The organism is Tunicatimonas pelagia (assembly GCF_030506325.1).
In the GTDB taxonomy this organism is placed as follows: domain Bacteria; phylum Bacteroidota; class Bacteroidia; order Cytophagales; family Cyclobacteriaceae; genus Tunicatimonas; species Tunicatimonas pelagia.
In genome coordinates this window covers 5241816-5264770 of sequence record NZ_CP120683.1, presented here as the reverse complement: position 1 = coordinate 5264770, position 22955 = coordinate 5241816, and the positions used below count along the sequence as shown (strand labels likewise).

Genomic DNA, 22955 nt, shown 5'->3' with positions numbered 1-22955 from the left:
TGTTTTTTTATCACTCTGCGGTAATGTGTGAGTATCCGTTGGTCTCAATTATATATCTCTAATTTTCTTTAGCAACGTTTGCATCTCCGTTAGCACCTCAGGGTGCTGATCAGCAACGTTTTGCTGTTCGCTTTGGTCTGCCGACAAATCGTACAGTTGGGGTTCGGGCATATTACCTAGCTCAGTATCCGTATTTTCATTGTAAAAAGGGCGATCATTGGGTTCAATGTATTTCCACTTTCCTTTGATCAGAGAAAGCGCACCAGAAGCCGCGTGTTCTATCAGAAATTCTCGATTTTCTTCGCTATCCCCTAACAGTACATCTAAATTATTCTGGCTATCAGTAGCCGCACCGGATGGAACTGATTGCTCAGTAAGCGTTGCCAAAGAGGCTAAAAAATCAATCTGACTAACTAGAGCACCAGATACGCTCGGTGCTATTTCACTGGGCCAGCGGATGAGCAAGGGTACGCGGGTTCCGGCTTCAAACACACTGTACTTTCCCCCGCGAAAGGGTCCGGCGGGTGTATGATTGCCTAGTTTCTCCACTGCCTCGTCGTGGTAACCGTCGTCTACCACCGGTCCATTGTCGCTAGTAAAAATGACAATTGTATTGTCAGTAAGTTGTAGGCTATCCAGCGTTTGCAGAAGTTGCCCCACACTCCAATCCAGTTGTAGCATGGCATCGCCCCGAGAACCCATCCCACTTTTTCCGACAAAGCGGGGATGCGGTACCCGAGGTACGTGAATATCGTGAGTAGAAAAGTAGAGAAAGAACGGCTGCTCCTGATTTCTTTCAATAAAACTAACGGCTCGGGCGGTGATGGTATCGGCCATGTCTTCGTCTACCCAGCGAGCGGCTTGGCCTCCAGTCATATATCCAATCCGGCTGATACCGTTTACAATAGTCATGTCGTGCCCGTGGCTGGGGTGCATCTTGAGCAGTTCAGGATTATCCCGCCCAGTAGGTTCATCGCCAACCTTCTCAGAGAAACTTACCTCAATCGGGTCAGCGGGATCAAGCCCAACGACCCGACGATTTTCTACATAGACGGTTGGCACTCGGTCGCCTGTTGCTGGAATCAGAAAAGATTCATCAAAACCAATGTCTAACGGCGAAGGATTAATTTCTCCGTTCCAGTCAGGACCACCCGCTGGCCCTAGTCCTAAGTGCCACTTGCCTACTACGGATGTGGCGTAACCCGCTTGCTTCAGCAGATCAGGGAGTGTAAAACGATCGGGGTCAATAATCAGGGCGGCATCACCCCGGGCAATGCCGGTGCCATCTTTTCGCCAGGGGTATTGCCCGGTAAGTAATCCGTAGCGCGAAGGAGTGCAGGTAGCCGAAGTGGTGTGGGCATCGGTAAACCGCAGTCCTTCCTCCGCTAGCCGATCAATATGCGGCGTACTAATTTCGGTAGCTCCGTAGCTACTCACATCGCCGTAACCCACGTCGTCGGTATAGATCAACACAATATTAGGAGCAGATGAAGTGCTCGGAGGAGTTTCGGTAGATTCCGATTGAGGCGATAAGCAGAAAGAACAGAGCGAGATTAAAAAAACAGAAACTGCAATACGTACAAACATAAGTAAATAGGATCGAAGGTTGACTAGCGCGAAAGCACAACAGATAATTGTATCACATATTTATGAAGTTAATCTACTTGGCACAAAATAATTGTATAAAAATTATAATTTTTGGATACATATTTTTTAAACTTATAACAATTACTCATATTTAGTACCTAGCATTATCTACTATACAACTCTAAGCATTGGCTACCCAATCGCATTTTGACCCTCAGATTGATAGCACTACCCATTGGAAGCGTTTTCTTCAGGGGGACAAGGTTGCGTTCGAAGAAATTTACAATCGGTACTACGAGCGTTTGTATCAGTACGGTAGGCATCTTGCCCCCGATGAGCATGTAGTACGCGATAGCATTCAAACTCTGTTTGTCGATTTGTGGCAACGAAAAAAGTATTTGTCTATCACTTCCAACGTGCAGGGTTATCTATTTAAGGCTCTCCGCCGAGTCATTATTCGACAGTTGCAGGAACAAAGGAGACGAACCGTACCCGCACCTATTTTAGTCCCCTCGCGGGAAGAAGAAATTATACAAAAGGAAACGAACCGCCTAAGTCAAAAACAGGTGCAACAGGCTTTAGCTCAACTGACCAAGCACCAGCGTGAGGTAGTTCATCTTCGCTTCTTTGCCAACTTGAGCAATCAGCAAATTGCCAGTACGCTAAATATATCGGTAGCAACAGTGTATAACATCATTTCTCTGTCCTTAGCCAAACTTCGCAGCCACTACGCGGAAAAAACCATCCTTATTTGGCTAGTCTCTTTGCTAATGTGACATTTTTCAGATCATATGCTTATCTGATTTCAAAAAATACACCTCCTTTATTTAACGTATCATAATTCTTCGAATTTATTCACAGAAAGCCGTGAGGTTTTTGTCCGGGCTTCCCTATAAGGGCAAATACCTCTAATATGAAAGACTCTTATGCGGATTTTTCCGTAGACGACTTTTTGCAAGATCCCTACTTCTACGAATGGGTACGCTTTCCTACTCCCGAACACCATGCCTTTTGGCAGTCCTGGCTAATTCAGCACCCTGAAAAGAGAAAGATCGTAGACCAAGCCCAACGTTTGCTGAAGTCTATCATAGAAAATGAAGAATCACCTCCTCCTCATTTCAAAGCCGAAGATTGGAAAGCAATACAGCAGAAAATAGCTCGGCAAGCTCCTTCTGAATTATTACCGTCTAAATCCGACCGTCCCATTCGCACCCTCAGAACCTGGGTAGCGGCGGCCTCAGTATTATTGATCCTGGGTGTAGGAATAGCCTTGTACCTACATGAACCTACTGCCTCGGATTGGACATCTGTTCGCACGCAGTACGGTGAGCAGCAACCCGTTACTCTTCCGGATGGGTCGGAGGTAATCCTAAACGGAAATTCTACATTGCGCTACTCTACCGACTGGGAAGAACAGCCGAACAGACGTGAGGTATGGCTAGAGGGTGAAGCATTTTTCTCGGTTACCAAACAACAAAATAAAAGTCAAGGTCACTTCACTAAATTCACGGTGCACGCCAATGAGCTTCGGGTAGAAGTGCGCGGCACCCAGTTCAATGTGCAGAACCGCCCCGAAAATACGCAGGTAGTATTGCACGAGGGAAAAGTGTTAATCCGTAACGAGCAACAAGACTCGGTTCTACTTCGCCCAAATGAACTAGCTGAATCCGATGCCCACCGGGGTATTCAGAAGAAAACGGTAAATGCTCAACATTTTATTTCCTGGAAGGACCAAGTGCTCACCTTTAGTGAAGAGCCCATAAAAAATATTTTTGACCGGTTAGAAAACACCTACGGCTGGCAAATTGCAGTTCAGGACTCTTCTTGGTTACAGCAAAAGTACACTGGCTCGGTACCTACCGACCGTACCGAGCTACTGTTCGACAAGTTCTCACTACTCTACGAACTGGACATTGCGTATCAAGACCGGCAAGTCACTATTAAATAACCTTAATTTTTTCAAACAAACACCTATGCTATGAATCATCTCCTCTACCCTTCTCTCAAAGCCCGACTTCTCCTACTGAGTTGTCTCATTTCGTACGCGGCTATTGCCCAGCAAATAGCCTACACTGCTCCGGCAGTTACCCAACAAAACCAGCAAGAATCGCTGATTGACGTACTGACTAAACTTGAGCAAGACCTAAACATCTCCTTTGATTACGATGCGTCTATGCTGCAAGGTAAAACGGTAAAAGCTACTCAAGTAAAGGAAGACCCAGCTAATGTGGAAGTGTATCTGAACACACTGCTCCGAGGCTATCGGTTGCGGGCAAAACGTTTCGAGGACAATACCTACGTGATTTACTTAGCTCGTCAAATTCAGCCGAAAAAGATAAAACAGAAGCTCCTCTATGAGGAAGGAAGTGTCTCCAGAGAGTTAATACCAAAAAAAATACAGCTTTCCCAGCCTTTGCCGACACAACCAGCTGTTGCCCAGACAATTAGTGGCCAAGTGACGGACTTATCAACTAACGAACCACTACCGGGGGTGAATATTCTGGCGCAAGGAACGGCTAGCGGCACTGTATCCGATGTAGAAGGAAATTATCGCCTGACAGTGAATGACGACGTAACTACCCTAGTGTTTTCGTCCATTGGCTACGAAACGATTGAAGTAGAAATTAACGGACGATCAACGATTGATCTTGCCCTATCTCCTGACATTCAATCGCTGTCGGAGGTAGTGGTGGTCGGGTACGGAACCCAAGAAAAGTCTGACTTAACGGGGGCAGTAGTTCGTGCTGATATTGAGTCGTTTCGGGAATCACCTAATGTGAATATTGCCCAGTCGCTACAAGGAAGTGTACCCGGTTTAAATATTGGTCAGGTAGACGCGGCAGGCGAAAACCCATCTATATCAGTACGAGGACGCTCTACAATTAACGGTAACCAAAACGTACTTTTGGTAGTGGATGGAATCATCTATACCGGAAGCTTAAGCGATTTGAACCCTAACGACATTGAGGCAATTGATGTGTTGAAAGATCCGAGTAGTATGGCGATTTTCGGTGCTCAAGCAGCCAATGGGGTGATTCTGATTACTACCAAAGGGGGAAGTACTTCCGACAAACCGGTTTTTAGCTACACCGGTTCATTCACTACCCAAGCCCCCACCAATACGCTCACCCTAATGAACCGAGAGGAATTCATTCAAAAATCATTTGATGTAGATTGGGAAGCCTCTTTTCAAGCTCCCGAGTATACGGAGTTGGTACCGGGTTGGAGTTACGCAGATGTTGTCGGCGACCCTGAACTACGGGCCGGCTTCGATAATGGAACTGACTTTGACTGGTGGGATGCAGCTACCGACCCTGGTTACATCAATGCCCACAATCTAAGTGTGAGAGGTACCAGTGGTAAGATATCGTACTTTCTTTCGGGTGGATACACCAAGCAGAAAGGCTACATTATTAGCGATGAGTTTGAACGGATTACCACGCGTATTAACTTAGAGAATGATATTTTTGATTGGCTCACCATTGGTGCTCAGACATTCGGATCATTTTCAGACTATTCCGGCAACTCTCCTTCTATTGCCAGCTTAGCCCGGATGGCCCCGTTAGTACAACCAGCGGTTGAGAACGGAGAATTTATTCTTAATCCTAACGGAGCAAATATTCCCAATCCTTTTTTGGTGGCTACTGCCGATGATTTTGATAAACGTAATAGCTTATTCGGAAATTTTTATGCCGACTTGAATATACCGTTCGTGGAAGGGCTAAACTACCGCCTCAACTTCGGCAATAACTACTCCTGGGATCGTCACTACAGTAGCAACGAGTTTGACAATAGTGCTTCCGGTGGCGCCTTTAAGAGAAATCGAACTTGGTACGATTGGACACTAGACCATATTGTTACTTACAAAAAGACACTCGCCGAAAAGCACCAACTGGATGTAACCCTGGTAGCCGGACAACGAGAAAGAAACTACGAAGAAACCTTAGCTACGGGGGCTAATTACAACAATCTGCGACTAAGCTACAACGACCTAAGCCTAGCCGCTATTCAGACCATAGAATCCGAAGCCTGGGACGAAAGTTACCTCTACCAGATGGCGCGAATCAACTACGAGTTTGACTACAAGTATTTGATTACCGCTACCGTACGCCGGGATGGATTCTCGGGTTTTGCCCGTAACGAAAAGACCGCACTTTTTCCTTCTGTTGGCATAGGATGGGTACTAAGTGAAGAGAGCTTCATGGATCTACCCTGGCTGAACAATTTGAAATTGAGAGGGTCGTACGGCACCAATGGAAATCTGGTTGATCGTTACGCTTCACTGGCGGTACTGAATACTTACGCAGCTTACGTGTTTGGCGACGGGGGTTCTACCCTATTCGGACAGGAAGTAGAAAATCTAGCCAACCCCAATCTCACCTGGGAAACGACCACCGGGTTTAATTTCGGTTTAGACTTTTCAGTACTCAGCAACCGGATTACCGGTAGTGTAGATTACTACCGTACCACTACCAACGACCTGATCTTCGATGTTGCTATTCCTGAGGTTACTGGTTTTAATCAGATCACCTCCAACGTGGGGGAAGTAGCTAACCGAGGTATTGAACTAGCCATCAACAGCAAGGTAGTTCAGCAAGGTGATTTCTCCTGGAACCTAAATCTTAATCTAGCTTCCAATAATAACGAAATCGTATCGCTGGTAGGCTTAGATGCTAATGGAGACGGGCAGGAAGATGATTTGCAAGCCAGCGGTTTGTTCATCGGTGAGTCTATCGGGTCAATTTTTGATTACGAATCGGCGGGAATTATTCAGTTGGGTGAAGAAGCCCCCGATGGCTTTTTCGTAGGTACCCACCGCATTGTCGACCAAAATGGTGATGAGTTTATTGACCCTAATGACCGGGTCATTTTGGGCAGAGAAGAACCCGCTTATCAGTTTGGTATTCTAAACGAATTCAATTACAAGGACTTCACTTTGCGCTTTTTTATTAACTCGGTGCAGGGAGGAAAAGACGGGTACCGAGGTAGAAATATGCTGAATGGCTTTGGTATTGGCGATAACATTCGGCGAAACAATATGTGGAACGGCTACGATTACTGGACACCCGCTAACCCCAACGCCCGCTACCGCAGGCTAGACCAAGAGCCCGCTTTTGACTACATATTTTACGGTGACCGTAGCTTCGTCCGGCTTCAGGATATAACGGTAGCTTACCGCTTAAATTCATCGCTAGTAGAACGCTTGGGTATTCAGAACCTAAAAGTCTTCGTCAGTGGTAAGAACTTATTTACCTGGACCGACTGGGAAGGCTGGGACCCAGAGATAGACCGGGAACGTCAACCAAATGGTAACCTAGAACAACAATCCAAAGGGGGCTTCGCTGCCAACGGCCGTCCGGTACTGCGTGGCTTTTCGGTTGGACTAGATATGAGCTTTTAACCTTCAAATTCGATAATTATGACAACTAATATATACCTCAGAACCTTCTTATTGCCCTTAATGATGCTGCTGACCTTGAGCTGCAACGAAACTGAGATTTTACGGGAAGTACCGCTGGATTTCGCCAGTCCAGATAACGCCTTTGTTACCGTAGATGATTTCAACTCATCGGTCTACGCACTGTACGATAATCTACGAGTAATGCTCTCCGCTAGTGAACACCGTCCGCTGGATTATCTGTACGGAACCGATATTGGCTACAATGGTGCCCAGCAACTCAATCAACGCTTCGGTAGCTACTTAGCCACGCTGACTCCTAATTCTATTCAAACCACCTATCACTGGCGGGAGTATTACGGAATCATCTCTTCGGCTAACATTATTTTGGATCGTTTATCAGACTCCGAATTAACTGATGAACAAAAGATTAGCATAGAGGCAGACACCAGATTATTCCGGGGGCTTTCTTACCGTAACTTAGGTTATCTGTACGGCGGCGTTCCCATTGAATTAGAAGCGGTTAGTTCTCCCAAAACGGACTACCAACGAGCTTCCCGACAAGAGGTGTACGAGCAAGCGGTAGCTGACTTAGCGTTTGCCGCTCAAAATCTCCCCGGAATCACCGAAGTTGAAGATGGACAGGTTTCTAATCTGGCAGCTTATCATTTGTTAGCCGACGTATATGTAGCGCTGGAACGTTGGACAGATGCCATCAATGCTACCACTATAGTTATTGATGACCCCGCTACCGCCCTGATGACCGAACGGTTTGGTTCCCGGCAAAGCGAACCGGGCGACGTATACTGGGACTTATTCCGAAGGCAAAACCAAAACCGTGGATCGGGTAATACCGAAGGCATTTGGGTATTTCAGCAGGAGGTAGATATACTGGGCGGTGAACTACAGTCTGGAAGCAGAGATGGTGCCCAGCTAGAGCGAGACCATGCGCCCCGTCCGTATACCTTTAGTGTGACTGACCCCTCGGGGGTAACCCCGTTTCTCCCTTTAGGGGTTTCCTATACTTCCGGACGAGGAATTGGCCGCTTACGAGGTACCGATCATCTGAACTACGGCATTTGGCAGAGTGACCCGAACGATATGCGAAACTCTGAATACAACTTCATCCGGGATGTGGCTTTCAATAATCCTGAATCGGAATGGTTTGGCCAGATGATCTCGGAGTACCTGGATTTGTTTCGGCAAACCAACGAAGATACGATCCGGCGGTTCTACCCATTTCAGTCCAAGGTATTTACTCCCGGTAATCATCCGCCGGAATTGTTTGTCGACCCTGAATTACAAACGATGAATGCCTCCGCTACCGGTAGCACCTACACCGATCAGTACTTCATCCGACTTGCCGAAACATATTTACTCCGGGCCGAGGCCCATTTAGGCAACGGCGATGCCACCAGTGCTGCCGCTGACATCAACGTAGTCCGGGGAAGGGCACGAGCAATTCCGGTTACCCCCGGTGAAATAGATATTGACTACATTCTGGACGAGCGAATGCGAGAGTTGGGAGTAGAAGAAAAACGACGACTTACGCTGAATCGATTGGGTCTACTGTACGATCGAACCAGTCGTTATTGCAACGGAAACCCGGTGGCTACTAATTTTGGCTGCGATGTACAGCCCTATCACAATTTATTTCCAATACCATTCAGTGAGATAGAGAGTAATACCGGAGCTACGCTGGAGCAGAACCCAGGTTATTCGGCAAATTAGCTTATGAGTATAAGAAGGTAATTTATGATGGCAAACTCTGTATATTCGCTAAAGCAGACAACCTTGAATATATGAGAAGCAACATTAAACTCACCTTTCTTTGCCTATTTCTTCTTCAAATTACGGAGGTGTGGTCGCAGGAGACTACATCTCCGCCAAATGTATTATTCATCTGTATTGACGACCTGCGCCCCGAGCTGGGTTGCTACGGGAATTCGGTAGTACAGTCGCCTAATCTAGATAAGCTAGCTTCGCAGTCGCATTTGTTTACCAACCACTTTGTAACGGTGCCTACCTGCGGGGCTTCCCGCTACGGATTGCTTACCGGTTTGTATCCTCGCACCAAGACAGCGGTTTCCAACGATGCCATTCGTAAGCTGATTGCGGAAAAGCCCGAAGAAGACCGCCCGGAAACCTTCATAGCCAAGCTCCGAAGAGACGGCTACTACACAGTGGGCATCGGTAAAATCAGTCACTACGTGGATGGATTGCTGTACGGCTACACTGACCCGGTAGGCACCGAGTGGGAAATGCCCGATAGCTGGGACGAAATGTTGTTTGATGCCGGGAAATGGGGAACCGGCTGGAACGCTTTCTTCGGCTACGCTGACGGATCGAATCGGCAGGGTAAAAACAAACAGGTGAAGCCCTACGAGGCAGCAGATGTTGCCGATACTGATTATCCCGACGGGTTAACTACCGAGCTGGCTGTGAAAAAGCTACAGGAGTTTGCAACTAGAGACGAGCCTTTCTTTCTGGGAGTTGGTTTCTTTAAACCGCATCTGCCGTTCAATGCCCCTAAAAAATACTGGGATATGTACGACCGAACCGATATTCTGCTAACTAACTCGCCCGATATACCCGCTAACGTTCATCCGGCCAGTTTGCACAATAACGGCGAATTTAACCAATATCAACTGGGTGATGAATCCGCGACGCTGGAGCAACCTGTTTCGGATGAGTACGCCCGCAAACTAAAGCACGGTTACTACGCCAGCATTAGCTACATTGATGCCCAAGTAGGAAAAGTGTTGGATGAATTAGCCCGACTCGGGTTGGATGAGAACACCATTGTGGTGGTGTGGGGCGACCACGGTTGGCACCTGGGTGATGACCGCATCTGGGGTAAACACACCAACTTTGAGTACGCCCTCCGCAGTGCATTTATGATTAAAACCCCAGATAGCCAAGGCAAGCAACACGATGAGATCGTTAGCACGGTCGACATCTACCCCACCCTGATGGAACTGTGCAAGATGAAAGCCTCCAAATCTGTTGACGGAAGCAGCTTAGTCAATGTAATGTCTGACGCCAATGCCGATTGGAGAAACACTGCCTATAGTTACTTCCGGCAAGGAATTACCGTACGGACAGACCAGTATCGTCTCACTAAATACTTCCGAGAGGAACAGCCAATCACCGAACTCTATAACCATCAGAGCGATCCATACGAGAATGAAAATATTGCTGATCAGTCTCCTGACTTGGTAGAATCTCTGTTGCTGGTCTGGGAAGAAGGTAATACTGGCCTTTTCAAAGAACCTTAACCTCTCCGCGACTTCCCACTAAGGGAAGGGTTATGCTTATTCATCCCGCAGAACCTGGGCAGGATTTGTATTTGCCGTTCTACGAATAGTGAGAGACGTGGTAAGCAACGCGATACCCACAATGATTACCCCGGAAACGATCAGCGGAAATAGTCCGATCTCGATATGGAAGGCGTAAAAATTTTCTAAAAAAGCCCAATTATACAGATAGCCTATTCCACCCCCCAGCACCGCCGAAACGGCCAGTATCCAGACAAACTCCCGGTTGAGCGTGTTGATGATTTTAGCGACCGAAGCGCCCAGTACCTTACGAACGCCAATTTCTTTATTGCGTCGGGCTATATTGATTTGCGCCAGCGAAAAGATACCAGCTACGGCAAGCAAACCACCCAGTACCGCCAGAAAGAAATATACTTTCTTAAGGTTTCGCATCTCACGTATGGGGTAGTACATCGCCGCCTGGGTAAGATAAGAGGATTCGTAAGGCTCAAAGGGAACAATTTCTTTCCATCGGCTCTGCAAATATTCATCTATCTCGGCCAGATCATCGGGTGCGGCTTTAATCATCACCTTAGAATATCGCTCGGGCTGTATCTGACGAAAAAGACTCGGACGTTGTTCGTTATCGTAAAGGTTGTTTACAATATTTTGGACTACGCCAATCACGTAACGAGCGGTATCTTGATAAAGAATACGCTGGTTGATCGGATCATCCCAATTCATTTTCTCGACAAAGGCTACATTCACCAGCACGGCCTCGGTATAATCAGAAGCGCGGTCAGCGTTGAAACCCCGACCGACTGATATATCCATACCGACCGTTTCCAAGTAATTAGCATCCACTTGAAAAATACGACTAGCGAAGGTAGCAGTATCCACTTGTACTTCTTTAGAACCATTGCCCCAAATATCGCTACCACGAAGTGCCGATACTATTTTCACTTTAGGATGCTGCTGAGCTTCTATTAGCAGCATCTGGGCTTCCGGTGGTTCCAAACCTCCCAGGCTAATAACCTCATGAATATCGTAACCAAGATCCAGGTTTTGCAGATATTCAGTATTGCTAATTGCCACGAAACCGCCAATAAGTAAGGCGATGGACAAGGCAAATTGCAGACTGAGCAAACTACGAGTGAACCAGTTAGAGCCCTTCAACTTTAGGTTTCCCTTCAAAATAGTAGCCGGATGAAAGCGCGTGCTGTAAATAGCGGGATACAGTCCGGCAATCATAGCAACCAGCACCAGCAGTAGCACCAATGCCAAACTCATATTCCATAGGTTAACATCGTCTAGGGAAAAAGGCGTGTCCCATAGATTGAAGAAGGCGACAGATAAATACTGCGCTATCAACCATCCAACTCCGATTGCTAATACTCCAATCAATATGATTTCTAACAAGTGCTGTACCACTAACTGGTGGCGCATTCCCCCCATTACTTTGCGAATACCAATCTCTTTCAACCGGCGAGAAGCTAGCGCAATTGAGGTATTAGTGAGGTTGAAACAGGCTAATAGCAAAATCAAAAACGCCAATGTGCCAAAAATTATAGTGGCTACCGGGTTAATGCGGCGATTGGTGTAGGTGGCATCTCCCCGAATTTCGTTTTCGTTTACTCGAGAGTCTCGGAAAGGGATTACCCAAAAATCGCGGTACTTATAGGTTATATCTGTAGCATTAGCCGTAGCTACAAACTTTTCTAGTTGAGTATTAACTTCATTAACGGCCTGCGAAGAACTCAACTTAAGAAATGTATTGGAACGAATACCCGCCGCCCAATCGTCCTGATTATGGTTTCCGATAGCTAAGTAGTGAGAAAGCGGAACGAAGGCATCGTAGTAGAAACTAGTATTCTCAGGATAAGTAACTACTGCCCCCACGGTAAGCGACACTTCTTGTCCGTCGCCGAACCGCAAGGTGAGTGTCTGCCCTACCGGATTTTTATCTTCAAAAAATTTGCTCGCTAATTCTTCGTTGAGGATAACCTTGTCCGTTCCGGTGTACGAACCAGTTTCACCGAATTTGATCTGAAAAGGAAAGAACGTAAAGAAGTTAGTGTCGGTAAAGCCAATATATTCGCTAAACACCTCGTCATCGGTACGAAGCAGTTCACTAGCGGCAAATACTCTGGTAGCCTCCTGTACTCCCGAAATTTCCTCAGACGCGGTAACTGCCAATGGTAGCGGAATACGCTCGCCTATGCCCTGAGATGCTCGTTCACCCGCCAGCGTACGCTGTACCCGGTAAATATTGTCGGTATCTGAGAAGTAACTATCAAACTCCTGATTGAAGGCAAAAAATGTGTAAGCGGTAAGCATACAAGCTAAACCGAGTCCTAAACCCAGCACGTTGATGATTAAATATACTTTGTTGCGACGAGCGTTGCGCAGAGCAATGAGCAGATAGTTTCGTATCATATATGATTGATGATTAATGACTGATGAATAATGAAGGAGCATTAATCATTAGTCATCAATCATTAGTCATTAAAAGACGTGCCACTACCCTCACAGTGCTTCTAAGGTAGATTTACTTCACTGTTACTGACCAAAATTGAACAGTTGGTGTGCGAAACCGCACAGTGCTTAGCCTAACTACTCATCGCCATCAGCAGGTCAGACTGGGTAATGATATGTACCTGGTTGAGTTGATCGCGCACTAGTAAAGCTTTATTTTCTTTGTCAATGAGTGACGAAAGCACATCCAGCGTATCACGGGGGGAAACAAACTGGAAGGGTTTATCCATTAGTTTGGAAACGGGTTCGCTTCGAAGCTCCGGTTCTTCAATAAGTTTGTGCAGCAACTTAGAGTCCGTCAGGCTGCCCACAAACTCATCGTTTTCGGTCACCGGAATTTGAGAGATTGCCTGTTGGTTTAAAATTTTAATAGCCTCACCTACCGAAGTATCCGCTGGGATGGTTGTTAATTCGCTAGAACCATTGCGATTACGAAGAATATCTTGGGCGGTGGCAAACTCCCGCTTTTCCAGATAGCCGTGGTCTTTCATCCAGCTATCGTTGTAGATTTTTCCTAAGTAGCGGGTGCCGTGGTCGGGTAGCAGTACGACCATTAGGTCGTCTTTCTTTAAATTTTTTCGTGCCCAACGCAGTGCTCCGTGCATAGCTGAACCGCAGGACCATCCAATAAACAACCCTTCCTCCCGAGCTAGTCGGCGAGCCATAATGGCCGCATCTTTATCAGTTACTTTAATGAATTCGTCAATCAGATCGAAGTCAACGTTTTTGGGCAAAATATCTTCGCCAATTCCTTCGGTCAGATACGGAAACACTTCTTTCTCATCGAACTCCCCGGTTTCCTTATATTTTTTAAATACCGATCCGTAGGTGTCAATGCCTAGTGTGAACACATCAGCGTTTTGTTCTTTCAAGTACTTAGACACCCCACTAACGGTTCCACCGGTACCAACTCCTGCCGCAAAGTGTGTAATCTTCCCTTCGGTCTGCTCCCAAATTTCTGGTCCCGTAGTCTCGTAGTGCGCTGCTTGGTTGGAGAGGTTATCGTACTGATTAGGGTAAAAAGAGTTAGGGATGGTTTCATTATACTTCTTGGCTACGGAGTAATATGAGCGCGGATCTTCAGGTGGCACATTGGTAGGGCACACCACTACTTCAGCCCCTACCGCCCGCAAAATATCAATCTTCTCCTGCGATTGTTTATCGGCTAAGGTGAAAATACACTTATAGCCTTTCGCCACGGCTGCCAGGGCCAATCCCATGCCCGTATTGCCGGAGGTTCCTTCAATAATGGTTCCGCCAGGGCGTAACCGTCCATCTTTCTCAGCATCTTCTACCATTTTAATGGCAATGCGGTCTTTTACCGAATTACCCGGATTGAAGTACTCCACTTTGGCCAGAATTGTCCCTTCAATTCCTTCGTTCAACGTATTAAGTTTAATGAGCGGGGTGTTGCCGATGGTTTCTATAATAGAGTTGTAGTACATAAAGCTCTTTACTTAAGTATTGCACATAAATCAGCTCCTGTAGCCTACATATAGGATGCTACAGGAGCTGTAGTTTAAATTGTAGCGTATTATATTCTGGTATAAAATTACCAATATCTGCGATCAAAATGTAAAAACCACCGTAATGAAGACGATTTTTATAAATTCTTGAATAGGATGCGAAAACCTTTACTACCTTCGCTTCGTGAAGATGAACAAAATGAATGTTGTTAGTAGTCTAACTGCTCTATTTCACATACTGTTGTTTTGCTGAAAAGGTTTAATCAGATTTCTTCTAAACAACCAAAAACCTGTATTTAAACTTATGGATAATCGAAAATTTCTTCCTTTCATTGTTATTGGTGTTGCTTTATTTTTTGCCATTATTTATTTATCGTCCAGCTTATTTCTCACAATTGATGCCGGGGAACGGGGCGTATTGTTTAAGCCCTTTGGTGGTGGATTACAAAAAGATAAAGTGTTTGAACCAGGATTTGTGGTAAAGGCTCCCTGGAATGAGATGCACGTGTACAATGTGCGTGAGCAGAACGTAGAGGAAACCATGGACGTATTAGATAAAAATGGATTGAACATTGCCGTAGATGTCTCAGTCCGCTTTCATCCTATGTACAACAAAGTAGGCTTTCTGCACGAGAACTTCGGCAAGGACTTTATACTACAACTCATCGTTCCCGAGGTGCGCTCTACTGTACGGCGAGTAATGGGTCGCTACACTGCCGAGGAAATCTATTCTACCAAGCGTGCTGAAGTGGAAGAGGCTATTATTCTAGAAACCGAAGAAATTCTCCAGAGCGAGGCAAATAATATTCAGATGCGCGCCTTACTGATCCGGTCAATTAACTTACCCGACCAAATCCGGACGGCTATAGAGTCGAAGTTGAAGCAGGAGCAAGAAGCTTTGGCGTACCAATTCCGGCTAGAGCGGGAAAAGAGCGAAGCCGAACGGAAGCGCATTGCCGCTGAGGGTGAAGCCCAGGCTAACAAAATCATCAACAGCAGTTTAACTGAGGAACTGCTAAAAATGCGCGGTATTGAAGCTACTACCCAACTTTCTGAGTCAAGTAACAGTAAAGTGGTAGTAATTGGGGGGGGAGAAGGTGGATTACCGCTAATTCTTGGTAACAATTAAGCTGAATTTACATTTATACTGTAAAGCTTTTTTATAATATAAATCATCTATTTCCTAACAAACTTTTCCTATGGCTGATAATACTGCTGAATTAAAAATAAACGGCGATACCTACGAACTACCTATTGTTGAAGGATCAGAAGAAGAAAAAGCGGTTGATATTAGTAAACTGCGTGGGCAAAGTGGGTACATTACTATTGATCCCGGATTCAAAAATACCGGATCTACTACCAGTTCTATCACTTTCCTAGATGGCGAGCAAGGTATTCTTCGCTACCGGGGCTACTCTATTGAGGAGCTTACCTCCAAGTCTTCTTTTCTAGAAGTAGCCTATCTACTCATTAATGGCGAGCTTCCTTCGGCAGATGAGTTCTCTGCCTTCAAAGAAGAAATTACGTACCACACAATGGTACACGAAGATTATAAGAAAATTCTGGATGGGTTTCCTTCCAGTGCCCATCCTATGGGTGTGCTTTCTTCGTTGGTATGCTCCTTAACGGCCTTCTACCCTGAATCACTCGATCCCAACCGTTCTAAAGAAGAAGTTAAGCTGAGTATCATCCGTATTATTGCCAAGCTTCCTACGTTTGCCGCCTGGGCGTATAAGCATAAAATTGGTCATCCGGTAAATTACCCGGACAATCGTCAGGATTACTGTAGTAATTTTCTGAAGATGATGTTCGCCCTGCCGGCTGAGCCGTATGAGGTTGATCCCGTAGTAAGCGACGCCCTGGATAAGTTGCTCATTCTGCACGCTGACCATGAGCAAAACTGCTCTACCTCTACCGTTCGAATTGTAGGCTCTTCTCAGGCCAGCTTATACGCTTCTATCTCTGCCGGGATTAATGCGTTATGGGGGCCACTACACGGTGGAGCCAATATGGCTGTAATTGAGATGCTAGAAAATATTAAGTCCGATGGGGGCGATGTGAAAAAATATCTGGATAAAGCCAAAGACAAAGAAGATCCGTTTCGGCTGATGGGCTTTGGCCACCGGGTGTACAAAAACTTTGACCCTCGCGCCCGCATCATCAAAAAGAATGCCGACGAAGTGCTATCCGGTTTGGGAGTGAATGACCCCGTACTGGATATTGCCAAAGGCTTGGAAGAAGCCGCCCTGAATGATGATTACTTCCAAGAGCGGAAGCTGTACCCGAACGTAGATTTCTACTCAGGAATTATCTACCGCGCTATGGGTATTCCCACCGATATGTTTACGGTAATGTTCGCCCTGGGTCGCCTCCCGGGCTGGATTGCCCAATGGAAAGAAATGCGCGAGAACAAAGAGCCGATCGGTCGTCCTCGCCAAATCTATACTGGCTACAATGAGCGAAAGATAGAGCGGTAATATATTAGTGTTATGGTTAGGAGGGTTCTGAGTTCTGAGTGTATAAATATGAACTCAAAACTCTGAACTCAACACCACGATACGATCTTATGAAGGTAGATTTCATGATTATCGGCGCTCAGAAAGCCGCAACTACCTCATTGTATTCTATTTTAGACAGTCATCCATCGCTGGTAGGCAGCCGCCCTAAAGAGCCTCACTTCTTCAGTAAATCAAAAAACTGGCGAGAAGAGCTGTCGCAGTACGAACAGCGTTTTATCCAGCAAGAAGGTGCACTTTACTTTGAAGCATCAACTACCTATACCTTCTTTCCGCTTACCAACTGGCATATTTGGGACGACTTATATGAGTACAACCCCGAGCTGAAATTCATATATCTAGTAAGGGATCCTGTTCAGCGCATTATCTCTAGCTACATGCATTCCTACGAGCGAGGCATTACTGATTTATCCATTGAGGAAGTAATCGTACAAAACCGGAAGTACATTGATGTTTCTCGCTACGCCACACAAATTACACCCTACATTGAGCGTTTTGGCCGAGAGTACGTATTGATTATCGATTTTGACGACTTCAACGATAATCGGGACAAAGCAATGCGAAGTATTGCGGCCTTTTTATCCGTTGATTTCGCTGGTTTTAAAGATTATGAAAAAACGCGCAGTAATGTATCGCTGGGGGGAAATAAAAAGCACCGTCGGTGGGACAAACCTAACTTAGCGCAGAAAGCAGTACGCAAATATCTTCCGGGAGTGTGGGATCAACTTACCCGTAATGAAGACCGAGCCTTTCACCAACGTCCTACGCTTAGTGTAGCCACTCAGCGGATGATTCTGCAAATGCTGCGCCTAGAAATTGATGCTCTAGAAAAAATCATGAATAAAGACCTAAGCCACTGGCGACAAATTCATGATCGTTCAATTTAGGAACGATAACACAATCGCGCAGCGACCGTAAAGTATCCATTTGAACTTGTCGGCAGCTTAGGCTAAACAATGTTGGCTGAGTACGTTTTCATAAATAGTTAGCAAGTGCTCACGATGCTTCTGCTTCTCAAATCCAGCTATTACCCGCTCCCGATTTTGCGTTTGGTAATTCCACGAAAGAATGTCCTCAATGCGCTTGGCATACATATCCACGTCATACTCATTCACCAGATAGCCGTGTGTGCCATGCTCTACTAATTCCGGAATACCCGAGTGGTAGGAAGAAAGAATAGGCAGTTCCATAGCCATCGCCTCCATAATGGCATTCGGAATCCCTTCCATTTTTTGGGAAACGGGCGGCGTTACGCTATGATGCACAAAAGTATGAGCACGCTCCATTAGATCTCGCACCTGATATTTATTCACCCACCCCGGAAACTCCACAACATCAGCTATTTCTAGTTCAGCTGCTAACCGCTCCATCTTCTTCTGAAGCTTACCTCCCCCGGCTAAAATCAACCGAAAGGATACATCAGGACGTAGTTTCTGGAATTTCTGGAAGGCTCGCAGAGTATATTCATGCCCTTTCTTATCCCGGAAACTACTTACCTGCAAAAAGATATGAGGCTCGCGAGCGCGGTTGGTGCTTCGTCGTCGATAAAAATCAGTATCGGTACCTGAATAAAGAATATGATGATCGTTGAGAGGAATACGATAACGCTCTAGGTTCTCCCGCAGTGAGTCGGAAACCGATAATGTATGGAGCATAGGATGCTTCAAATAGCGTCGCAAAAATACCCGGTACCTGCGTAAACTTAAGAACGAAGAGGCATCTGCCCCCCTAAAGGCAATCAACGTAGGAATTTGGCGGAATGCTTCGGTATTTAGCAAAACCGTAGGAGCTTCGTAGCCAAAATGAATATGAATCAGATCTGGCTGAAACTGTTCAATCTCCTGATTCAGGCGTTGTGAGAATTCTACAGATTTAGTATTCAGGTACATTTTACCCTTCGCTGGTTTCTGCTTGGTTATACGTCGCCAACGACGAGAAACTTTATCGGTCATCCTTTCCCTGGGAGCACTGAACGGAATTATCTTTACGTAATCAGGCAAGTTTTTTGGGTCATCTACTTCCGTAGTAAGTACTTGTACTTTAATTTCTTGGTGCCGGCTTAGTTGATCAATTTCATTGCGAATAAATGTTTGGGAAGGGGTGCTGTAGCGAAGCACAAAAATCAAAATCTTTTTCGGCAACGCTTTTTTGTGATTTATGCTATCCGAATATCGATTATCAGTTGCAGGCATCAGTACTGAACTCGTATTGTTGTAGTCATATTGAGAGTATTTTCGGACTGCATTCATAGGTCGGTTTGGTTCGTTAGTGAATATCTTTGGCTAGCTGTTTTAGATGAGTGCCAGAGGCAATCATGAGTGAGCCAAGCCGTTTTAGTGCGTGCTTAGTTAGTTGCTTATGTTTGGAAAGGGGCACTCCACGCAAAAAGCTTTCTTGGTAACGTGGCCACTGCTTTTGTTGAACAACCGGATCTATCGCAAAGGAGGACTCAATATCCTCTACCAAGCGGGCAGAACTCTTCAAGTCCGTCAATGACACTTTTTCTTGAATATTTTTGGCCTTTAGCACTGATAAGCTCTCTTCCTCCAAAAAACGCTTGTCTACGAATACTGTACCATCATAAATTTTCCCAGCTAAAGCCCCCGCCAGGGCGATCTCGTAATCCAGATCATCTGACTTACGATTTCTCCAGTATTTCTCTACCAACGGTAATGCCTTGCGATGCTTTACTGCGTGCAAAAATGCTTTGCGATAGATGTCTGCGTAGTACTGCTCAAAATCGTGCAGCCCCATGTATACCGAAGTCTGATACCAGGGGAATCCTTCTTTGGCCATTGCTTTTTTAGTCGCCGATTCAGGGCGTTTTGCTGTTCCCTCTTCGGGAATTAAGCCAATAGCTTTATCTACTAAAGCGTTTCGGTACAAGTGGTTGCCCGCCGGGCGTTTACAGGGAATATATTTGTCAAGAATTACACCGTGAACTTCAAAGACCTGCTCTTCGGCAGTTTCGGCAAACTGTATTAATTCCCGCACCCCATCTGGGTTAGGTAGCACATCAGCATCTATGCAGAGTGTCCACTTTAACCCACTATCCCCACCTAGTTCAAAACCTTTACGAACGGTAGCACTAAACGGCACCTCCCCAATACGCTGCACGTGGTCTGCTGGAAACACCTGCTTCAACAAGTGTTCGCACCAGCTGGTAGTTCGCTCTCCTACAGAGCGAATCAGACAGAGGGTGTTTTGGATAGGAGAATGCGTTTTATGGGTCATACTGAAGTAGAAACTGCGATAAAAAAGTGTATTACTGTCGGAAAAAAAATTGGGTAAATACCTGCTTTACCCCCGATGACTTCTTCTCTTCTTCTGAGGATACCGGCAATGCTGATTTCCGCAGTGTGTCAATATCAGTCAGATATTTAAACGAAACCGACGAATTTCCGATTTGTTGCTGGAATTCCCGTATATCTAGTTCGGTCCACTGATCGAGCGTTTTGCTTCGCCCTTTAGCGTTTGGCCGTGAGTTGGCAATTGCTTCGTAGTCATACTGGCTTATTTTAGAGGGAAAACCTATGAAATTACAGGTTTCCTGATAGTAGCTATAGTCCAAATCTTCCAGCCGTACCACGCGCCAGTGAGACTCAGGAATTTGCTCAAACTGCTGCATTACTCGTTCATTCAGGGTGCGCCAGTACCAAGCCAACTTACCCACCAGCGACATCGCTTTCCACTTAGCGAACGCTTCACCCTGGGGCAATGTCCTTCCTAAAAAATGATAGAACCGGGGTTCGTGTGGCTGATAGGAAGGAATTTTATCAGGATCAGCTAGATGTATCTCCTCACTGTACCACCCCTTTTTAATATAAGAATTGATAACTTGCTCGGGTGAGCGAATGAGTAGAATGAACTTAGCGTTCAAGTGCTGGTATAGCTCTTCAATGGACATAGAAAGATAGGCACTAGCCTCAAAAGAAACCGGATGGCTAGTCCAATCGGCTTCAATATCTTTTCGCTTTGTTGCAATAAACCCGGCGGGGTCAATCGGCAGATTGTACCATTTACAAAACCGATGAAAGGTATCGCTCAGCGGCTGTCGCTCATGGTGCGAAGCTGCCCAGGGCTCTTTTTTCATTATTTTAGACAAGAACTGCGTACCGCAGCGTCCTGTACCCACCGCAAATACGGCTTGCTTTTTTATTGCGTCATTGGTCATTGCTCAATTGTTAATTGGTCTACAGTCGACGGGCATTAAGTTACAGGCGACCGTCGCACGGGTTAGAAAGTTGAAGTGTTCAGGTGTTAAAGTGTTAGCGTAGTTTGATGTACAGGGGTTTAGCTTTATTCATTATTCATTAGCCAGTTGGTTCTACCAACAATCAATTTTAAATTCCGGTCGCTGTTCCACAGGGGCTGTCCCACAGGGGCTGTCCCACAGCGGCCGATCTCCGGTCTCCATTGTTCATTGTCCGTACTGTCGGTACCATAGTTCTAGCACTAGCAGATGTAGTTTGGTTTTGTTAGTAAGTTTGTTCAGTTTAAATGATTCGGATAAAATTCCTGTCTCGGCTAGGGCACCTTTCCGAAAGAAATCAGTATAGTCGTGAGAAAATAACGTTCGCAGGTGTTTAAAGCTGAACCCTCGTTTGGGCATATTTAGAATGTTCGTGTCCAAGTCTTGCTGAATATTTTTGTAAATCAAATACTTCTTATAGCCTTCTTTAAAATAGACTGAGGTTTGTAAACCGAAAGTAAACTCAAAAATTTCGTGGTCAATAAACGGTACCCGCACCTCTAACGAATGCGCCATGCTGGACCGATCAGCCCGCATCAGACACGCCTCTAGCATAAAGGTTTTGTAATCCAGCACCTGCATCGTCTTTACCGCATCTAGTCCGTTTTCGTAAGCTTGCTGATAGTACCAAAACCCGCGCTTTCCAATTAAATCCAACACGTCAGATGACAATGCTTGGTTCTCCTGAATATCGGGGGCTACCCCCGGCATAAACTGAATGTAGTAGTCCAGCAAAGCTTGTCTTTGTCCTCGGAATAAAGACTTTAACCGATACGCAGAAACCAGCTGACTTTCTTGCTCATGAATGCCGTAGTGCCAGTTGTACCCCGCAAACGCTTCATCACCCCCATCACCCGACAAGGCCACCTTGCTATGCCGAGCGGCTAGGCCTGATACGTGGTAGTAGGGAATCATAGCTGATACTGAGTAGGGTTCATCGTAGTGAAATGCTAGCGTCTCTAAAATTTTAAAAGTATCAACTTCTTCAGCGACAATCTCTTCATGATGCTGAGAGCCGAAGGTATTGGCAATGCCTGCTGCTTGGCGATGCTCACTCTTCCGGTGGTTCTCAAAGCCTATAGAAAACGTAGCTACGTTGGCTTCGGCCCGCATGTGCTTGAGCACCGTAGCCGAATCGTAACCACCGCTCAGAAATAACCCTACCGGAACATCGCTGACCATGTGTTCCCGCACCGCCTGCTGAATTAATTCATTAGCCCGCTCTACCGCTTCTTGTTCGGGCATAAATCTATCTCCTACCGAAAGTTGCCAGTAGCGTTTGGTTTGATAATGATGGCTCTTTTGATCGTAAACCAGATAATGGGCGGGCGACAGTTTATACAAATTTTTCCAGATACTATGCGGATGGGGCACGTAGGAATACAGAAAGAAATCCGCCAACGCGTCGGGATTGATTTCCCGCTGCACAGTGGGATCTGCGATAATCCCCTTGATCTCGGAGGCAAACGCAAACTGTGTATTATCCGCGTAGTAATAAAATGGTTTAATACCAAACCGATCTCGTGCTGCTACCAACTGCTTTTGCTTATCATCCCAAAGGGCAAAAGCAAACATTCCCTTCAAACGGGAAAGCAATTTCTGAATACCCCATTCTTCGTAGCCGTGAATTAGTACTTCGGAATCAGTATGTGAAACAAAGCGGTGACCGCGATTTTGTAGTTCCGTCCGTAGTGGCTGATAATTGTAAATTTCCCCGTTGTAAGTTAGCCAAACGGTACCATCCTCATTGCTCATTGGCTGCTTCCCACTTTCGCTCAGATCAATGATGGATAATCGCCGATGACCCAGGGCCACTCGCCCATCCCCAAGCAGTTTGGTTCCGGCTCCATCGGGCCCCCGATGGTACAGTGTATCCCGCATTCGCTGGAATACTGCCGGGTCAATTACCCCGTTTTGTTTGATTTGCCCAACGATTCCGCACAT

The 22955-nt window shown here is 45.9% G+C and carries 15 protein-coding genes; 8 read left to right on the top strand and 7 right to left on the bottom strand.

The window, feature by feature from the left end; all coding sequences use genetic code 11:
• Positions 1-48 precede the first annotated feature (48 nt).
• The gene (locus tag P0M28_RS22440) at positions 49-1587 is read right to left on the bottom strand and encodes a sulfatase family protein (protein WP_302205288.1); all 1539 of its coding nucleotides are present in this window, start codon (positions 1585-1587) and stop codon (positions 49-51) included.
• 188 nt (positions 1588-1775) lie between these two features.
• On the opposite strand from P0M28_RS22440, the gene P0M28_RS22435 reads away from it, so the two are divergent.
• The 5 genes from P0M28_RS22435 (at position 1776) to P0M28_RS22415 (ending at position 10263) form a co-directional block, all read left to right on the top strand.
• Entirely contained in the window at positions 1776-2363 is a 588-nt protein-coding gene (locus P0M28_RS22435) for an RNA polymerase sigma factor (protein ID WP_302205286.1), read from the top strand.
• Positions 2364-2500: 137 nt separating this feature from the next.
• Positions 2501-3535, top strand: coding sequence for a FecR family protein (locus P0M28_RS22430; protein ID WP_302205284.1), 1035 nt, complete (start codon positions 2501-2503; stop codon positions 3533-3535).
• A 30-nt stretch (positions 3536-3565) separates the two neighbouring features.
• Positions 3566-6988 carry a SusC/RagA family TonB-linked outer membrane protein gene (locus P0M28_RS22425; protein ID WP_302205282.1) on the top strand — a complete coding sequence of 1141 codons (3423 nt, stop codon included), beginning with the start codon at positions 3566-3568 and terminating at the stop codon, positions 6986-6988.
• A gap of 18 nt (positions 6989-7006) precedes the next feature.
• Entirely contained in the window at positions 7007-8716 is a 1710-nt protein-coding gene (locus P0M28_RS22420) for a RagB/SusD family nutrient uptake outer membrane protein (protein WP_302205280.1), read from the top strand.
• Between the two features lie 71 nt (positions 8717-8787).
• Positions 8788-10263, top strand: coding sequence for a sulfatase (locus P0M28_RS22415; protein ID WP_302205279.1), 1476 nt, complete (start codon positions 8788-8790; stop codon positions 10261-10263).
• Between the two features lie 36 nt (positions 10264-10299).
• Here P0M28_RS22415 and P0M28_RS22410 read toward each other — a convergent pair whose 3' ends face one another.
• Both P0M28_RS22410 and P0M28_RS22405 read right to left on the bottom strand, forming a co-directional pair.
• The gene (locus P0M28_RS22410) at positions 10300-12678 is read right to left on the bottom strand and encodes an ABC transporter permease (protein ID WP_302205278.1); all 2379 of its coding nucleotides are present in this window, start codon (positions 12676-12678) and stop codon (positions 10300-10302) included.
• 173 nt (positions 12679-12851) lie between these two features.
• The gene (locus P0M28_RS22405) at positions 12852-14222 is read right to left on the bottom strand and encodes a cystathionine beta-synthase (protein ID WP_302205276.1); all 1371 of its coding nucleotides are present in this window, start codon (positions 14220-14222) and stop codon (positions 12852-12854) included.
• Positions 14223-14547: 325 nt separating this feature from the next.
• Here P0M28_RS22405 and P0M28_RS22400 point away from each other — a divergent pair, with 325 nt between their 5' ends.
• From P0M28_RS22400 to P0M28_RS22390, 3 genes are all read left to right on the top strand, one after another.
• Positions 14548-15372: a prohibitin family protein gene (locus P0M28_RS22400; protein WP_302205273.1), complete on the top strand. Its 825-nt coding sequence runs from the start codon at positions 14548-14550 to the stop codon at positions 15370-15372.
• Between the two features lie 70 nt (positions 15373-15442).
• Positions 15443-16720 (top strand): citrate synthase, encoded by a 1278-nt coding sequence (locus P0M28_RS22395; protein ID WP_302205272.1) that lies wholly within the window; start codon positions 15443-15445, stop codon positions 16718-16720.
• A gap of 89 nt (positions 16721-16809) precedes the next feature.
• Complete coding sequence (locus P0M28_RS22390; RefSeq protein ID WP_302205271.1) at positions 16810-17646, top strand: sulfotransferase family protein; 837 nt, start codon at positions 16810-16812, stop codon at positions 17644-17646.
• A gap of 57 nt (positions 17647-17703) precedes the next feature.
• Here P0M28_RS22390 and P0M28_RS22385 read toward each other — a convergent pair whose 3' ends face one another.
• The 4 genes from P0M28_RS22385 to asnB all read right to left on the bottom strand — a co-directional run bounded on the left by P0M28_RS22385 (position 17704) and on the right by asnB (position 22955).
• Positions 17704-19008, bottom strand: coding sequence for a glycosyltransferase family 4 protein (locus P0M28_RS22385; protein ID WP_302205269.1), 1305 nt, complete (start codon positions 19006-19008; stop codon positions 17704-17706).
• A 16-nt stretch (positions 19009-19024) separates the two neighbouring features.
• Positions 19025-19993: a hypothetical protein gene (locus P0M28_RS22380; RefSeq protein ID WP_302205267.1), complete on the bottom strand. Its 969-nt coding sequence runs from the start codon at positions 19991-19993 to the stop codon at positions 19025-19027.
• Between the two features lie 31 nt (positions 19994-20024).
• Positions 20025-20933 (bottom strand): hypothetical protein, encoded by a 909-nt coding sequence (locus P0M28_RS22375; RefSeq protein WP_302205265.1) that lies wholly within the window; start codon positions 20931-20933, stop codon positions 20025-20027.
• A 246-nt stretch (positions 20934-21179) separates the two neighbouring features.
• Entirely contained in the window at positions 21180-22955 is a 1776-nt protein-coding gene (gene asnB, locus P0M28_RS22370; RefSeq protein ID WP_302205264.1) for an asparagine synthase (glutamine-hydrolyzing), read from the bottom strand.

Excerpts from the sequence above, each read along its gene's own strand:
- P0M28_RS22440 (WP_302205288.1), bottom strand. The coding sequence starts at position 1,587 with ATGTTTGTACGTATTGCAGTTTCTGTTTTTTTAATCTCGCTCTGTTCT.
- P0M28_RS22430 (WP_302205284.1), top strand. The coding sequence starts at position 2,501 with ATGAAAGACTCTTATGCGGATTTTTCCGTAGACGACTTTTTGCAAGAT.
- P0M28_RS22425 (WP_302205282.1), top strand. The coding sequence starts at position 3,566 with ATGAATCATCTCCTCTACCCTTCTCTCAAAGCCCGACTTCTCCTACTG.
- P0M28_RS22420 (WP_302205280.1), top strand. The coding sequence starts at position 7,007 with ATGACAACTAATATATACCTCAGAACCTTCTTATTGCCCTTAATGATG.
- P0M28_RS22415 (WP_302205279.1), top strand. The coding sequence starts at position 8,788 with ATGAGAAGCAACATTAAACTCACCTTTCTTTGCCTATTTCTTCTTCAA.
- P0M28_RS22410 (WP_302205278.1), bottom strand. The coding sequence starts at position 12,678 with ATGATACGAAACTATCTGCTCATTGCTCTGCGCAACGCTCGTCGCAAC.
- P0M28_RS22405 (WP_302205276.1), bottom strand. The coding sequence starts at position 14,222 with ATGTACTACAACTCTATTATAGAAACCATCGGCAACACCCCGCTCATT.
- P0M28_RS22400 (WP_302205273.1), top strand. The coding sequence starts at position 14,548 with ATGGATAATCGAAAATTTCTTCCTTTCATTGTTATTGGTGTTGCTTTA.
- P0M28_RS22395 (WP_302205272.1), top strand. The coding sequence starts at position 15,443 with ATGGCTGATAATACTGCTGAATTAAAAATAAACGGCGATACCTACGAA.
- P0M28_RS22390 (WP_302205271.1), top strand. The coding sequence starts at position 16,810 with ATGAAGGTAGATTTCATGATTATCGGCGCTCAGAAAGCCGCAACTACC.
- P0M28_RS22385 (WP_302205269.1), bottom strand. The coding sequence starts at position 19,008 with ATGAATGCAGTCCGAAAATACTCTCAATATGACTACAACAATACGAGT.
- P0M28_RS22380 (WP_302205267.1), bottom strand. The coding sequence starts at position 19,993 with ATGACCCATAAAACGCATTCTCCTATCCAAAACACCCTCTGTCTGATT.
- P0M28_RS22375 (WP_302205265.1), bottom strand. The coding sequence starts at position 20,933 with ATGACCAATGACGCAATAAAAAAGCAAGCCGTATTTGCGGTGGGTACA.
- asnB (WP_302205264.1), bottom strand. The coding sequence starts at position 22,955 with ATGTGCGGAATCGTTGGGCAAATCAAACAAAACGGGGTAATTGACCCG.